We start from the raw sequence: 15,796 nt of genomic DNA, 5'->3' as shown, positions 1-15,796 counted from the left end.
TAAACTACCCTTCGGCGATTATTAATTCTTCAATATAATCAATGAGGTTTGATATCCTTGAAAATGGGCTGGTACGGCGAGACATTGCCTTTTCATCTGCCAATATAAGTGACACTCCTAATTCAGTTTCGATGGCCTCTTCGATATTCACAATTAGGGATACTAATGCCAATGAATCAAGCTGTCCATTTCCTCCAAAGAGACGGGTCTGTTCTCCTTCGCTGATATCTATTTTATTATTTAATTCTTCCTGATATTGATTAATGCAATCAAAAACCAGTTTTGAAATAATTTCGCGTTTAATATTGTTCATATATTTATTGGTTTGTAAAATATTGTTGAACTCAAATCAGTAGAAGCTGTGCCCCAGGATAACCCAACACCAAAACCACACATCACAACTTTTTCAAGTTGATTGTTTTTAGAAAGCTCTGCTGCTTTATCACATAACATAAGTGGAATTGAAGCAGGTCCGGTATTTCCAAAACCATCTACCGATATGGGTACTTTTTCTATAGATATCTTCATTTTTTTTCTGAGATAATTGAGCATAAAAGCGTTCGCCTGATGCAATGCAAAACAACCAACATCCTCCTGTTTCCAATCAAGGGTTTTGAGTGTTTCTGAAATCATTAATGGCACTTCACTAATTGCAAAATTCATAATGGCCATCCCATCCATATACAAATCATCATCTGAGCGAAAAACGCCAGGTTCAACCTCTCTACTTTTACTTGTTTGAAGATTGGAAGGCATTCTGCATCCTCCCGCAGGTATTATTAGCTTATCTCTTCCCGATCCATCAGAACGCACAGAAATATGCATATCACTCTTTCCTGACTCTAATATTGTCGCAGTTCCTGCATCACCGAAAACCATTGATACAGAACGATCACGTTCATTTATGATGCGCGTACTAGTATCGCCAGCTAAGAGTGCAACCTTTTCAATACCTGACGCAATAAGCATGGCAGACTGAAAAAGGCCATATACATATCCAGAACATCCTAATGGAATATCGAAACATGCTGTTTCACGGCTTAAGCCCAATTTGTCTTGTAGAATTATGGAAGTTTGAGGTAGTCGGTGATCGGCAGTTTGTGAAACAAAAACCAATGCCCCTATACCCTTTGTATCCAAATTACTTTTACTGATAATTTCCCTAAAGGCAGCTTCACAAAGGTCAGCAGTAGTTAGATGAGGTGGGGCGATTCTTACTTTTGAAATTCCAGTGCTTGAAATAATTTTTTTTACCTCAGATTCACCATATAAACTTGAAAAAGAATTTAATTCCAGTATGTTATCAGGAACGGCAGTAGCAACGTGCGAAATTGTTATATTCTTAAATAAAGTATGCATAATTAATTACCGATTGATACTCAGGCCTCCGTCTATTGTTATACTTTGTCCTGTCATCCAGACAGAAGCACCTGAAAGAAGGTAAATACACAAATAGGCTACATCCTCCGGACGACCAAATCCCAAGGGATAATCCTTGCGATGCACTTCCAATAATTCTTTGGAAACTATTTCTTCATTCATTTTCATTAAACCAGTTTCAACCATTCCCGGAGCGATTGCATTTACCCTTATTCTTTTCTTTGATAATTCATTAGCGACTACACGTACAAGTCCATTAATCGCACCCTTCGCTGCAGCATATAAACTATGACCTTTCGAACCTATTGAAGTTCCATTTACAGAACTAAAGAAAACAATTGAAGCCCCTGAGTTGATTTTTTTTGTTTTAATAAGCTTTTGAAGCATAAGTGCCTGACCAGTAAAATTATCATCCATGATTGTTTTCAACTGCTGGCTTGTAGTAAAAGAAAAAGGTTGAATAAGATCAGAACCAGCCGCGAATACAACACCATCAAAATAATTAAGCTGCTGAATGATTTCTATGGTTGCAGACTCATCTGCGAGATCAAATATAACTCTTTCATGACACTGATCATCACCATGATGCAATAAATCAAAAGTTTCATTCAATCTTTCAGTATTTCTTCCACATATCACAATGTTTGCACCAGCTAAACTTGCTTCAGCCGCTATAGTTCTTCCAATACCAGAAGATGCCCCTGTAATTAAAATTTTCTTCCCTTCTAATGAAAACGGATTCAACTTTTCGATTTTACAATTTCAAATAATTCAGATACGTACTGAGCATTTCGAATTTCATCTCCAGTAAGTTTTACCCCATATTCTGCATCAACCATAGCAATCAAAGAAATAGCAACCAGTGAATCCCAACCATCCAATTCTTTGAATTTTGTTACATGTGATACTTCAGCAGGATTAATTTCATCGAACTGATCCACAAAATGTTTGATAAACTCTTCTATATTCATTGAATAAAATTTACAATTTCATTTCATAAGCTGGATTCCCAAAATACGTTGCATCATTCTTAATATTTCGCAACAATAAACTTCCAGCACCTAATTTATTATTATTTCCTATTCTCTTTTGTTGCAAAACACAGGAATTTACACCAAAAAAATTAAGGTCTCCAATCTTAACTTCTCCTGAAATTTGCACATTGGGTTGAAATATATTATATGAACCAATTTGGGTATCATGCCCGAGTGTAGACCTGGTATTGAAAATATTAAATGATCCTACCTCAATATTGCAAGTAAAGTAACACCCATAGCAAATGATGTTCCCAACACCAATCTTGTTATATCGTTGATCATATTGTACATGTGGATGAATCAGATTTGGAAAGGTGATATTCGTATTGTGAATACTTTCCGCAACTTCTTTTACTGCTTTTGGCTTACCAATTGCAATAACAAGCGCTAAGCAATCCTGAACATTATTCAATTCATTAGTCCCACCAAGAACCGTAAAACCGTTTATACTTGTACCTGGAATAAGGTACTCATCAAAATAACCAACAAATTCCCATACATGATTTTGCTGGTTTATGTATTCAATCATCTGATGAACTTCCCTTCCAAAGCCCCCTGTACCATAAATTGCGATTTTAGTTTTCATGTCATTAGGCTACTAACTTGCTTATTACAAAATGATTTATTCATACTATGATAACAATTACTACGAAGCAATATTTTAGATTGATATAATATACCCGGAATTGCAATCAAGTGCGAAGATATAATAAGATAAACTCAAAGCCTGAATTTTATCGCTGTTCTAATAGGGAAATTATTTTCAGATAACTTAGGTTAACATCATAATTTCTGATTAGATAATCATACCCATTCTTTCCCATTTGTATTGCAGCCTGCCGGTTCTTTATGAAAAAGCTAACCAATTCAAGTGCACGACTCAAATCTCCATTCAAACTCCACTTACCGAAGTTATACTCTTCAGCTATTGGTCCGATATCTGAAACTTCATCTGTAAGACAAAATACTGGTAATTTATATTCAAGATATGTTAACAGCCTTGACGGAAAATTGGGAATTGTAAAATCGGGATGAAGTAAAATAAGACCTATATCACAATTAGACGCTAATTGATTGTATTCTTCTCTCGGTATATATCGTATTAAAATGGCATTAGATGGTTTATTATGTTTAAACCATATATTTAGATATTCAAATTCAGTACCATCACCAACAATAATAAAAAAAGCGTCGGGAGATGTTATTGAAGCTGATGATATTATTTTCAATAAAAATGGAATACCCTGCGGCTTTCCAAGATTTCCTCCATATAAAAAGAGTACTTTATTTTCAGGAATATCAAAAAAACTTAGTATTGAATTCCGATCCACTTTTTTGTCTTCTGAGTGGTTGATTTCAACACTGTTAGGGTTAACCTCCAACTTTCTACGTGAAATTTCAGGATGATGAGACTTTAAATAGGCTACATTGGCCGGAGACATACAACCTATCATATCTGACAACCGGTATAGTTTTTTTTCCTGCCACTTAAAAAAATTATGTAGAAGTCCTCCTCCTTTTATCATTCCCATATCAACTGCATTTTGTGGAAAAATATCCTTGAGCAATAAATAGGTTTTTGCCTTGTTTTTCATTTTAAGATAAGAAATCAAACAGGTCAGGGTAATTGGCGGAGTTGCATACAAAATCAAACGAAATTTTTTACTGGAAAGATGCTTCTTAATAGCTCGTTTAAAGAGAAAATCCAAACTAGCAGTCGCTATGCCTTTTTCAATAACATTTGTTTTTTGTACATTTAATGTCCTTACCTGTAATACAGTAAACCCATCTGTCGAGATTACTCTAGTTGGTAGTTTTGTCCTTCTTTCAACAGGACAAATTACTGTAACATGATGACCTTCTTTATGAAAGACACGAAGTAAATCATGGTATATTCCACGATCTTTCAATGAATCGATCTGTACAAGGCTGATAAATAAAATATCCATTTATTTCTTACTCCAAACAACTCTGTTGATATAATCCGTGTAACTCAAAATAATTCGAACTACTTTTTCTGAAACATTCTGCATGCTATAATCAGCCACTGGTCTGAAATTCCTCTCACCATGAATTTTTTGTCGTGATGTTTGCTCAAGCCCCTGTAGAATGCGCTCAGGCTTAAGTCCGGTAAATATAACTGAAGCCTCTTCCATCGCCTCTGGTCTTTCATGCGCCTGACGAATATTTAGTGCTCGGAAATTAAGTATCGATGACTCTTCACTAATTGTACCACTATCAGATAATACCGCAAATGAATTTTGTTGTAATGATATATAATCGCTGAAGCCCATTGGTTTTAAAAACTGAATCTCATTTCTTATATGAAAATCCTTGGTTTCCAGCATTTTCCTTGTTCTTGGATGGGTGGTAACGATAACAGGATATTTATATTTCTCTGCAACAGCATTCAACGAATCAATCAAATCTGTAAAATTCGCTTCATCATTAATATTTTCTTCACGATGAGCTGAAACTACAAAATATTTTTCCTTCTCGAGATTTAGCTTTGATAAAACCATTGAATTTTTTATCTTATTTCGATAAAAAGACAAAACTTCAAACATCGGTGAACCAGTTTTGATAATTCGATCCGCAGACAAGCCTTCCCTCAATAAATACTCTCTTGCGATATCTGAATAAGTTAGATTTATATCAGAAATATGATCTACGATTTTGCGATTTGTTTCTTCAGGTACACGCTGATCAAAGCATCTATTGCCTGCCTCCATATGAAAAATTGGTATCTTTCTCTTTTTGGCTGGTATAGCACAAAGGCAGGAATTGGTGTCACCTAAAACCAGAAAAGCATCTGGTTTTATTTCTTCGAGCAAATTGTCAATATTGATTAGAATTTGTCCAATCGTAGCTGCAGGAGTTGAACCTGCCGCATTTAAAAAATGATCAGGTTTTCGAATACCCATATCTTCATAGAAAACCTCATTTAATTCATAGTCATAGTTCTGCCCTGTATGAACCGTGATGTGGTGTATCGAATTACTATCATCCAAGGCAGACATCACTCTTGATAATCTGATTATTTCCGGTCTTGTTCCAACAACGGTCATTACTTTTAGTCGAATCATTTGTTTCTCTTTGAATTATACTATTTCTATATAAGTATCTGGATCATCGGCATTGAAGAATTCATTGATCCAAAAAACAGTAAGCAATTCTTCGTGGCCTACATTTGTGATATTATGGGTATACCAAATCGGCATATCAACATAACTGGGCTCATTACCATCCAGACAAAACTCTAATACTTCACTACTACCTACTTTTCGTAATTGAATTTTTGCTTTTCCCTTTACTACCGCAAAGCGCTCTATCTTGCGAGTATGATAATGATTACCTCTTGTTATTCCTGGAATAGTTGTAGAAAATGATATTTGGCCACCAATGTTTAATCTGACCAATTCTACAAATATCCCCCTGTTATCCGCATTTTTCTTTAATCGAAATGGAAAATAGTTTCTAATATCAATGTATGAGCGGAAAGTATTAAATAAATTGAGTTCAAAAATATCATTAAGTGCAGGTACAATCCCTTTGTCGAAATACTCAAGTTTAAATCTAATAAGAATACTTAAAATTTCAGATACTCTTATCTGGCTGGTATGTGGAACTAAAATTTCATCATTAGGTTTGTTTGTAAAACAATTAATAATTACATCAACAAGTTCAGCCACATAAATCAATTTCAATTCTCCATCAACATTAATTATTGGTTCTTCTGAATGCGTGAGTTGGTAGCAGAATGTTGCAATAACAGAATTGTAATATGGGTTACCAAATGGACCAAACACATTTGGTATGATTAATCCTGTAAAAGCTCCCCCGTTCATCTTTGCAGCTTCAGCTAATATTATTCTGGCTGCTTTTTTTGCATTCCCGTATATATTATCTTTTTCTTCTTGGATAGACGAAGAAAAAATAATGTGGGCTTGTGATCCGGTTCTTTTTACGGCACCAGCAAGTTTTGAAGCCAGTTCGATATTAGCCTGATAAATAATATCAGCATTTGCATGACGGTTAACTCCAGCTAAATGAACAATTATATCACATTCTTTTACAAATGCTTCTAGTGACGATTCATCATTAAAATTACAGCGATGAAATTCAACAATTTTGTAATTATCAGAATCTAATTTAAGTGTGTTATATAAGTAGGAACCTATAAAACCCGACTGCCCTGTTATACCTATTTTTTTCATTATTTAATAATCATATTGAACTGCTGTAACATCTCCTAAAATATCTCTTTTTATTACCGGCAGCTTATGAAGTAATTGTTTCATTCCCATAACGTCAAGTAGTGTTGTATTGTGAGAATGGTATTCTTCAGCTTTGGCAATGTCACGAATACCTTCTGAAAAATATTGTTCATAGTTTAAATCGCGTGTATCGGCTGGAATCCTGAAATAGTCACCAAGATCTTCCGATTTTACCATATCCTCTCTATTCACTAATGTCTCATACAATTTCTCACCATGTCTTATCCCTATAATTTTGATTTCAACTTTTGAATTATACAATTCAATTAAAGCTTTTGCCAATGTTTCAATCGTAGCGGCAGGTGCTTTCTGTACAAATAAATCGCCTTGTCGAGCATTTTCAAAAGCATACCAAACAAGATCAACAGCATCTTCAAGTGTCATCATGAAGCGTGTCATATTGGGATCTGTAATACTTAGCGGCTTCCCATTTTTAATCTGATCTATAAATAATGGAATCACAGATCCTCTTGATGCCATCACGTTTCCATATCGGGTAGCACAAAAAATAGTCTTAGTATCATCCAGATTTCTTGATTTTGCTACCATAACTTTTTCCATCATGGCTTTAGACATACCCATTGCATTAATTGGATAAGCAGCCTTATCAGTGCTTAGAACGACAACTTTTGATACATCATATTTTTCAGCTGCCGTTAGAATATTATCTGTCCCAATAATATTTGTTTTAACAGCTTCCATTGGAAAAAACTCACAAGAAGGGACCTGTTTCAATGCTGCTGCATGAAAAATATAATCTGCACCTTTAACCGCAGACTCTACACTTGAAAGATCGCGAACATCACCAATATAAAACTTAACCTTAGCGTTATTTAAACGCTTTCTCATATCATCTTGTTTTTTTTCATCTCTCGAAAAAATCCGTATCTCGCTAAAGTGCTCAGTATTCAGGAACCTATTTAGTACAGCATTACCAAATGAGCCAGTCCCTCCAGTTATCAAAAGGGTTTTATTCTTAATTTTCATTGTTATCGATTTTAAATATCTTGTTCTTTTCTGTTTGTGAAGGATAATTTATCAAAACAGCCTTATAGGGTCCTTTAAAAACAAAAAGGCTACCGGCCGCAACCCCTATAACACCATGTTTTTCAATTACTTTTTCAATATCTTGAAGTGAACCAGCACCACCTAGTACTGTAAGAGGAAGGGAAGTTACACCAGCTACTTTTTCAATCAAAGACATATCGTAACCATTCATAGATCCATCTTGATCTATCGAATTGATAATAATTTCACCTGCCCCAAGTTGCTGCATTTCAGCAGCTAATTTTAAGGGATTAACCCCAGTAGCTTTTTTACCATTATGGGTATATAACTCATACCCACCAAAAACCTTTTTCTTAACGTCTAATACAACAATTACACTTTGTGAACCTACTCTTTCAGCTATTTCTGTAACAAGTTTCGGATTTTGTATGATAGCACTACTCAATGCAATTTTTTCAATCCCTAAACTAAAAATTCGTTGAGCCTGTTCTTTAGTTTTCACACCACCGCCATAACATAACGGCATTCTAGACTGATTAGCAAGTTTTTCAATTAAGGCATAATCTGGCTCCTTACCCAATACCGTAGCATCAATATCAAAAAAAGCCAATTCATCTACCTGCTTTTCATTAAATATTCTGACTGCATTGATAGGATCTCCTACATATTTAGGTGACTTAAAATTTACAGTCTTGACTAATCCTTTATCATGGTACAATAAGCTGGGAATAATTCTAGGACGTAGCATAGTTATATTTTTGCAAAATTATCCAGTAGTATTTCACCGTACTGATGACTTTTCTCGGGATGAAACTGAATTCCATAAATATTATCTACATTGGCTGCCGAAGTAAATTGCAAACCATAATCAGAAATCGCAATTGTATTTGAATGGTCATTGCATTTAAAATAATAAGAATGGAGAAAATAAAAGATAGCATTATGCTCCAACCTACTAAATAAAGGATGATTACGTATTGGTAAAACATCATTCCAACCCATATGTGGTAGTTTGGTTCTTTGCCTTATTAAGCTTTCATCAAACTTTATAATTTCAGCATCCATCCATTTCAGACCTTCTTCCCTGCCTTCCTCACTTTTTTTACCCATCATCTGCATACCTACACATATACCAATCACAGGTATTTTTTTATCAAGAACCAGTTCATCTAATTTATCTCTCATTCCTGAAGCATTCAATTGTTGCATGGCATAATCAAAAGCTCCAACTCCTGGAAGGATTAGTTTTTCTGCACCCTCTAAATCCGAACTGGTTTTAGCAATTTTGGTAGGAATATCAAGCCGTTTATATACATTCTGAAAGGCAAAAATATTTCCGACACCATAGTCTATTAAAGTTATCATCTGAAAAGTCTTTTTTCAAGTCCAAACAAAGTCATAGCTTTAGCTCCTATTCCAATTAAACCTACTTTATTCCTGTAATCATGGAAAGTTTTATTTGGACCATTAAAAATATCAAGTAGTTCTTGTTTTGATAAATCCAATTTATCTGCCACATATTCAAACTCTTTTTGTAAAAACTCTTCCGACAGTTCAGGTCGGGAAATACGATCCAATGCTTCTTCCCTGGTCATTTGACCTGTTAAAATCAAACTGGAAAAATGTGCGCGCCTTTTCTCGTACCCGAATTTGCGAGGCAGCCAAAAGTCTTCATAAAAACGAGTAAACCTGGATTCATGATGCTTATGTTGGAAAGATTCCCAGCCAAATCTCTCTGATAGAAGTTTTTCAGCCTCCTTTTTTATATAAGGAACATAATTTAAAGGCTTAATTACTTTCATCCCTAAAACATATCGATAAAAGATTTTATAAGAAATAATATCAACGATTGGAAAAGTTTTCAACTGCCTTGATCCAAATTTTTTATGAATATCACTTACCAACAATCTGTCTATACCCGGAAATGCACCCCACTCTTCTGGCTCTCTACAACATTCTGTTGAGTAATTACCTCCGGTAAGTACGAATTTAATCTTGTTTTTGCGTGCAAATTTATATAAAGCAGAAAAGAAAGCGTAATCCTGTGGCATATCCTGATCTGCAATTTGTGATTTCAGAAAAGCTACTTGAAGATCTTTCATTTCCTCCCAGTTAATTACTTCAGTATATAGATCCAGCCCTAAACCATTACACAACTTTTCTACATTACCCACAGCCTTATCTGTATTCCATCCTGCATCCACATGAAACAGCAATGGTCTAAGTCCCATAATTTCTTTAGCTACATAAGCTACGTAAGAACTATCCAATCCACCACTTAATCCTATGATACAATCAAAATCTTTGTTTTTAGATTCCTTTTTAATTTTCTCAGCGGTCTTCATCAACTCATAATAACCACGTTCATCGGTATGCCAATTAGGGAGAATATTTTCAATATAATTTGTATAGTAATCGCTCTCACCTTTTTCATTGAATACAATATTAGGATCTGACGTATCCATAATTGTTTTAGTACAAATCTGATAAGCTCTCGTAGTAATATTTTTATTTTTCTCCATATCCTATTTTTTTAATCTTTTGCTATGCAGCATTTGATTATACAAATTGAAGTATTCCTCAAAGCGATCATTGACATTAAAATTTTCTTGAGCATGTTTTCTACAAGCCAATGAGTATGACATTTTACTTTTTTGTTTTATCACCTCAATAGCAGAATGTAATCCATCAAGATCACCTTTATCTATAATCATACCTGTTTCGGGTTGAACCAATTCAGGACTAGCAGTTTTATTATATACAATCACAGGAGTGCCGCAAGCCATTGCTTCAACTGTCGTAAGTCCAAATGTTTCTTCTTCAGACAAATTCAAAAACACATCTGAAGCGCAATAAAGTTCAACCAATTCATTTTGATTATCAGTTCTTGATAACCCTATTATATTTTCAGGTAGCCCTTTCATCTGTTTTTCATCGAGACCAACTAAAATAATTTGTTCATTTTCCCTGAGTCCCTTACTCAACTCAATAAAGTCATTCAATCCTTTTCTTCGATCCCAGGTAGTCGCTACCCCTAGTATAAGAAACTTCCCTTCTACTTTATACTTTCGTTTTATTGTTGCAAAATCTCCTGAAGGCTTGAACGTTTCCAGATTAATCCCGTTATAAATAAATACATGTGAGGTATTCCTAAAAAAGGATTGTTGAACCAATCCATCCAACCACCTGGAAACTGAAACTACTGTCAACTGAGGAACAGACGTAAAAAGCCTTTTCTTAAGATGAAAATTTTTCCTTGACCTATCAATCCATAAACTTTGAGGATATTCACGTATTTGTGGGCAATGATCACATTCTGATTTCCACTTATTACACCCTGCAAAGTCAAAAAAAGCACAATGGCCAGTAAAAGACCAGCAATCATGAAAAGTCCATACAACTGGTATTCCAGCACTTGCTAAATACTCAAACAGAACAACAATATTGATATAATAGCCGTGTAGATGATGTAAGTGAATAATATCAGGTTGAATCGCTTCAATTTGACTGATTAGATTACGAGTAGCCTTTCTTGAGCCCAATCCGTGCCGGTCAAACAATCTGGTTTCAATCCCATGCAAAAAAGTATCTAAATCAGATCCTATTCTTATTAGTTTGGATTGACTTGGCCTTGGAAAACGACCATAGGCTATATAACTTTCCCATTGTTTATTTAAGGCAATAATACCAATGGCTTCCGCTATTGTACCCGTTGAACCTGTGTTTCCTTCAACACAAATCTGTAATAACTTTGGCATTGAAATAATATAAGCTTATGGTTACAAATAGTAAACTTTGAAACTACAATTCTATTTGTTTTCGTACTCCTTTCTGATCTTACCTAATACTTCTATATACTGTTTTCCAAACTTCAAATCAGGCTCCATATAATTCCCTTCTCCCCATTCATTCCATGATTTAAGAAATACAATTTGATCTTCTTTTTCTTTATGTGATACAGCATCTAACACTTCCTGAGCATGTTCCGCAAATAATTCTGGTGTAGAATTATGAAAAACAGATCCTTTTCTTCCGCTGCGTGGTGTATGATCCCAATTTGGAATGATTGATGGATAAATATTGGCTTCCTTCTCTTTACTTTGAACAAAATACTTGATCATCAGAGCATAATCAATTTTCAATGGCTGTTTAAAGACTTTATACTTTATTGTAGGTATCAGAATTTTTTTAATCAGATGTGGATTGTGAGCATATTCGCCGTTTCGAACAATATTCACAGCATTGAATCCCATATTTAAAAGAGAATCAACATCTTTCGTTTTTTCTGTATGTCCTACAAAATGAAACCCATCAGAAATTCCTTCTTTAACTGCTAATTTGTTCCAGATTAACATAAACAATGCTGGGTCCGGCAGTAAAAATGGTTTGTACACAACAAAAATGGGACGATTATTTTTTCTAAAATAACGTTTATCTCTGAATGCATCGAGCAAAGCATAGAAATGGTCTATGTAATCCTGTTCCCCAGGATACAGTTGTTCCATAAGTGTTCGGTCTCTTTTTGTACTATTGAAATCCCATACTTTGGCTTTCCAAGACTCATTTGCCCATCCCAGGCAGAAAGGGAAATCAGGTTCTCCGGTTCTCAGTACTTCATTAAATGGCATTTCAAGTAAACGTCTTCCATTACCAAACCAATAATGCCAATAGCAAAATGCGTCTACACCTGCTTCTCTAGCTAATTCCGCTTGTTGTAGTCTGACTTCAGGAATTCTGAGATCGTAATAGCCAAGATCCTTGGGTATTTTCGGCTGGTAATGATCTCTATAATATTTTCTAGCTTTCCCAACGTTTGTCCATTCAGTAAAACCGGGTCCCCACCACTCATTATTTTCCCGTATAGGATGATATTGAGGCAAGTAATATGCTATTATTTTCATGTGGTATAAAATACATTAAGATTAAACGAATTGAATCGAAAATTCTATGAATTTGCTGAAGTATAACTAGGCCAGAATAGTATCTTCTCTCTTTTCAGTCATTAGCTGATATGATAAGGCAATTCTTTTCTTATTTACCAATGCAATTAAAAAAACTACTAAAATAACAGATAGAAATACAATATACCTTAGCATTATAGTTTCATACAATTGCGAAATAAAATAAGCTATTACTGCCGTTGTAAAAGCTATTATCCAGATATACTCATCATTATAAATTGACTTTTTTGTGATTTTTTTATGTGCAATTAAATGAAAAAGGGCTAAACTTAAGTAACTAAGAAGCGTTGCATAAGCCGCAGCGATAAAACCATAAACAGGAATCAATAAACTATTCAAACTATAATTAATAGCAGCTGCGAAAATTGTTCCGATTGCAATTACAATAGTTTTTTTATGAAATAGTTCGAGTGTAGTATAAGTATTATATATGTATTGGAATAGTGCTCCAATAGCAATTGGCATCACAACAACTTTTGCAGCCCAGAAATTCTTTGCACCTAATACCATTAATGCCTCAGGTGCAACAGTAATACAGACTAGTGTTAATAAACACATACCTGTAGCAATAAAACTGGTTGACACGCCTATGGATTGTATATCCATGGCTTTATACTTAATGTAGAGCCAGGGTTGATAAGCTTGCAAAACAGCATTTGAAACGAGCAATAATAAAACCGCATATGAGTATCCAAAACTAAACAAGCCGGCATCAGCATTTCCACATATTTTCACAATCATAATCCTATCCATCTGGGTAAGCACTACCATTGCAAGGGCATGTGGAATCATTGGCAATGATATTTTTAAAGCATAGGACCAATATTTCTTGAAATCCACATTCCAGCCATCGACCAGAATCTTAATATAAAAGAAAGACCCCATGAGAAAAAATGGGAAAATCAACCCTATAATTCTGCCATAATATCGCTGATCTTTAAAAAAAACCAGGATGAACAAGAAACAAAAACTTACAGCACCTAAAGCACCAAATAATGATATATATATATTTTGTTTGTACTTCAACAAAAACTTATACCTCTCCTGCGCTAATAGAACAGATGGGAAAACAAGCAAGTACACAAACATTATAACCACCAGGCTGGGGTCTACCTCCATCCAATTTGCTAAGTTATCCTTAAATATAATGGCCAAAATTAAAACGGAACCAGCCATTATTGTTCCTAATAATTGAATAGAGGCCAGAAATTTATTGAGCTCTGAGGGAAAATCTGTTTTGGCATTCCCAATACTGTAAGGAAGTCCCAAGCCAATTATCACTAACCCAACATTCACCCAGGCTGCAAAATTACTAGCTACTCCATAATCGGCGGTAGTCAATAGTCTTGTAAAAATTGGTGCGGTTAAAATAGAAATTGCACTAATCATGATATTAGAGACCATATAACTAGACCCTGACCTGAATGCAAGTTTATTTAGGTTAACCGTTTTAATATTCCCCATTTATTATAACTGATAAAGAACAATGCCAAAGATTATTGTATAATTTGTTGCTGGCTTTATTGTAGTATTGATTATTGTGATAAAAATCTGGATGAATATTTTGAATATGCATCGCTGAAAAAATCATAAAGTTCATCTATTTTCACTTGAAATTTTTCTGTACTCTCTTTTTCCCCCTTAATAATTGCTTCACCTTCAGCCATCAGGTATTTTAGATTAATCTCTTTACCTACCGACTTTATGGCTGCTAGATAAGATGCACAGGATTTAATATTATCAATTAAACCGAAGTCTGCAATCAGATTTGGTAATTCCTGATAAGATTTCACCTGTGTAATTCCTTTGATTAAAGTAAAAGGAACATCTGAAAATACTATTGATTTTTTTCCTAGCATCGCAGCTTCATACGCACTTGTTCCAGAAATAGTAATCACCCCTTTAGCATTTTGAATCCAGGGTTTGGGATCGTCATAATAATTGAACTGCACCATTTTTACATTAGGCAACTTTTTCACTGCCTTATAAAAGGAAAAATCTCTTTCCCCCAACATAGACTGATGTTCTTTTACATACAACTTCCACCCAATTGGTAGCGATTTGGAAATTTGTTCGATAATATGTAATTCGTTAATATAAAATGGAGCTTTTACAAAAGTAGTTGATTCAGGAATCAGATGCAGTGGCATATAAACATACTCATCACCAATTACGGGAGGATCAAAATATCTGTTTTTCCTGAATAATAATTGTTTCTTCCATGCAACTTTGGCATAAAATAAAAAATGTTTCAGGGGATTAGAATACAATATTTGTTTTTTTCTAATTAAGCGCCAATTACCTGTTGTTACAAAAAGATTCCAGAAATAAACAGTTTTTCCAATTAATGTTTTTATTACATCTATTAGTCGATCCGGTTTGTATTGACTCGTACTTGTACCAGAGAACTCCCTAGACATGATCTTATTATTTTCCCTGAATGTCAAAACATAATTAATCTCATTTGTCAGATATTCTTTAGGCATTGAATAAAATCTCATGTATTCGTTTTTCAGGTAGTTTTCATTTTGAACACCTAAACAATAGGTAGGGATTTTATATGCTTCAAATCGAGGGTACTCAATATTTATATATGGAATTTTTTTCTCGTAAGAAACTTCGTTCAGAATGGTCCTCAAAAGTTCACCATCTTCATTATCCAATATTACATCTGGCTTAAAATCGTCTAATACCCTAATAACATGTTTATATCCGAGTTCCAAATAAGAATGACACTGTTGAAAAGTACTGTACTTAAAAAAGAACCGGGTATGATAATGTCTGGTAGTTAGCTGAGAAGAGGTTAACTGTAGATTAAGATTTTTATAATTTGTATATTTTTTTTCGATCTCCGCCAAATATTCAAGATCCACAATTGAATGTTTATAATTATAATCGAACTGCTCACAAAGCTCCTTTAATCCGTAAATTTTAACATCTCTTAAGTGCTCTTTGTAGTAATAATAGGTATAGTCATTATACAGACACTTATTATAATACCCTTCCTCAGGATGAATAAAAAAAGCTCCAACCTCATTTCCTTGTGAGAGTAATTTTTTAGCTATAAAAAATAAAGGGAAGGAAAAACTCTCTTTACAAATCAATAATACTTTCTTATTTTCTATCACTTTAC

Annotated in this window: 16 protein-coding genes; all 16 read right to left on the bottom strand. The window is 34.3% G+C overall.

From position 1 onward, the window contains the following. Positions 1-4: 4 nt before the first annotated feature. The 16 genes from TEGAF0_RS13000 to TEGAF0_RS12925 all read right to left on the bottom strand — a co-directional run bounded on the left by TEGAF0_RS13000 (position 5) and on the right by TEGAF0_RS12925 (position 15,791). Positions 5-313: a hypothetical protein gene (locus TEGAF0_RS13000; RefSeq protein ID WP_264898852.1), complete on the bottom strand. Its 309-nt coding sequence runs from the start codon at positions 311-313 to the stop codon at positions 5-7. After that, a complete protein-coding gene (locus TEGAF0_RS12995; protein WP_264898851.1) occupies positions 310-1,359 on the bottom strand; it encodes a 3-oxoacyl-ACP synthase III family protein in 1,050 nt (349 codons plus the stop codon). Before TEGAF0_RS12995 ends, TEGAF0_RS13000 begins: the two co-directional genes overlap by 4 nt. Positions 1,360-1,365: 6 nt before the next feature. After that, positions 1,366-2,124, bottom strand: a complete 759-nt coding sequence (locus TEGAF0_RS12990; protein ID WP_264898849.1) for an SDR family NAD(P)-dependent oxidoreductase — start codon at positions 2,122-2,124, stop codon at positions 1,366-1,368. After that, positions 2,121-2,351, bottom strand: coding sequence for an acyl carrier protein (locus tag TEGAF0_RS12985; RefSeq protein ID WP_264898848.1), 231 nt, complete (start codon positions 2,349-2,351; stop codon positions 2,121-2,123). Before TEGAF0_RS12985 ends, TEGAF0_RS12990 begins: the two co-directional genes overlap by 4 nt. A 10-nt stretch (positions 2,352-2,361) precedes the next feature. Next, positions 2,362-3,003, bottom strand: coding sequence for an acetyltransferase (locus TEGAF0_RS12980; protein WP_264898846.1), 642 nt, complete (start codon positions 3,001-3,003; stop codon positions 2,362-2,364). A 148-nt stretch (positions 3,004-3,151) separates the two neighbouring features. Beyond that, complete coding sequence (locus TEGAF0_RS12975) at positions 3,152-4,366, bottom strand: glycosyltransferase family 4 protein (RefSeq protein WP_264898845.1); 1,215 nt, start codon at positions 4,364-4,366, stop codon at positions 3,152-3,154. Further along, complete coding sequence (gene wecB / locus TEGAF0_RS12970) at positions 4,367-5,503, bottom strand: non-hydrolyzing UDP-N-acetylglucosamine 2-epimerase (RefSeq protein ID WP_264898844.1); 1,137 nt, start codon at positions 5,501-5,503, stop codon at positions 4,367-4,369. Positions 5,504-5,518: 15 nt separating this feature from the next. Continuing rightward, positions 5,519-6,634, bottom strand: a complete 1,116-nt coding sequence (locus tag TEGAF0_RS12965) for a polysaccharide biosynthesis C-terminal domain-containing protein (RefSeq protein ID WP_264898842.1) — start codon at positions 6,632-6,634, stop codon at positions 5,519-5,521. Between the two features lie 3 nt (positions 6,635-6,637). Then, positions 6,638-7,681, bottom strand: coding sequence for a polysaccharide biosynthesis protein (locus tag TEGAF0_RS12960; protein ID WP_264898841.1), 1,044 nt, complete (start codon positions 7,679-7,681; stop codon positions 6,638-6,640). Beyond that, on the bottom strand, positions 7,671-8,450 hold the full coding sequence (locus TEGAF0_RS12955) for an AglZ/HisF2 family acetamidino modification protein (protein ID WP_264898840.1): 780 nt from the start codon (positions 8,448-8,450) through the stop codon (positions 7,671-7,673). The genes TEGAF0_RS12960 and TEGAF0_RS12955 overlap by 11 nt, the downstream gene beginning before the upstream one ends. Positions 8,451-8,452: 2 nt before the next feature. Next, positions 8,453-9,067, bottom strand: a complete 615-nt coding sequence (gene hisH, locus TEGAF0_RS12950; RefSeq protein WP_264898839.1) for an imidazole glycerol phosphate synthase subunit HisH — start codon at positions 9,065-9,067, stop codon at positions 8,453-8,455. Beyond that, positions 9,064-10,224: an N-acetyl sugar amidotransferase gene (locus tag TEGAF0_RS12945; protein WP_264898838.1), complete on the bottom strand. Its 1,161-nt coding sequence runs from the start codon at positions 10,222-10,224 to the stop codon at positions 9,064-9,066. Before TEGAF0_RS12945 ends, hisH begins: the two co-directional genes overlap by 4 nt. Positions 10,225-10,227: 3 nt before the next feature. Beyond that, positions 10,228-11,460, bottom strand: a complete 1,233-nt coding sequence (locus TEGAF0_RS12940) for a glycosyltransferase (protein ID WP_264898837.1) — start codon at positions 11,458-11,460, stop codon at positions 10,228-10,230. 51 nt (positions 11,461-11,511) lie between these two features. Further along, positions 11,512-12,603, bottom strand: a complete 1,092-nt coding sequence (locus tag TEGAF0_RS12935) for a glycosyltransferase WbsX family protein (protein ID WP_264898836.1) — start codon at positions 12,601-12,603, stop codon at positions 11,512-11,514. A gap of 66 nt (positions 12,604-12,669) precedes the next feature. Then, positions 12,670-14,127 carry a lipopolysaccharide biosynthesis protein gene (locus TEGAF0_RS12930; protein WP_264898835.1) on the bottom strand — a complete coding sequence of 486 codons (1,458 nt, stop codon included), beginning with the start codon at positions 14,125-14,127 and terminating at the stop codon, positions 12,670-12,672. Between the two features lie 71 nt (positions 14,128-14,198). Then, entirely contained in the window at positions 14,199-15,791 is a 1,593-nt protein-coding gene (locus TEGAF0_RS12925) for a hypothetical protein (RefSeq protein WP_264898833.1), read from the bottom strand. Between the last annotated feature and the right edge of the window lie 5 nt (positions 15,792-15,796).

It is taken from the genome of Sediminibacterium sp. TEGAF015 (genome assembly GCF_025997995.1).
In the GTDB taxonomy this organism is placed as follows: domain Bacteria; phylum Bacteroidota; class Bacteroidia; order Chitinophagales; family Chitinophagaceae; genus Sediminibacterium.
The sequence above is the reverse complement of the archived record's forward strand: the minus strand, read 5'-3'. Positions and strand labels throughout refer to the sequence as shown.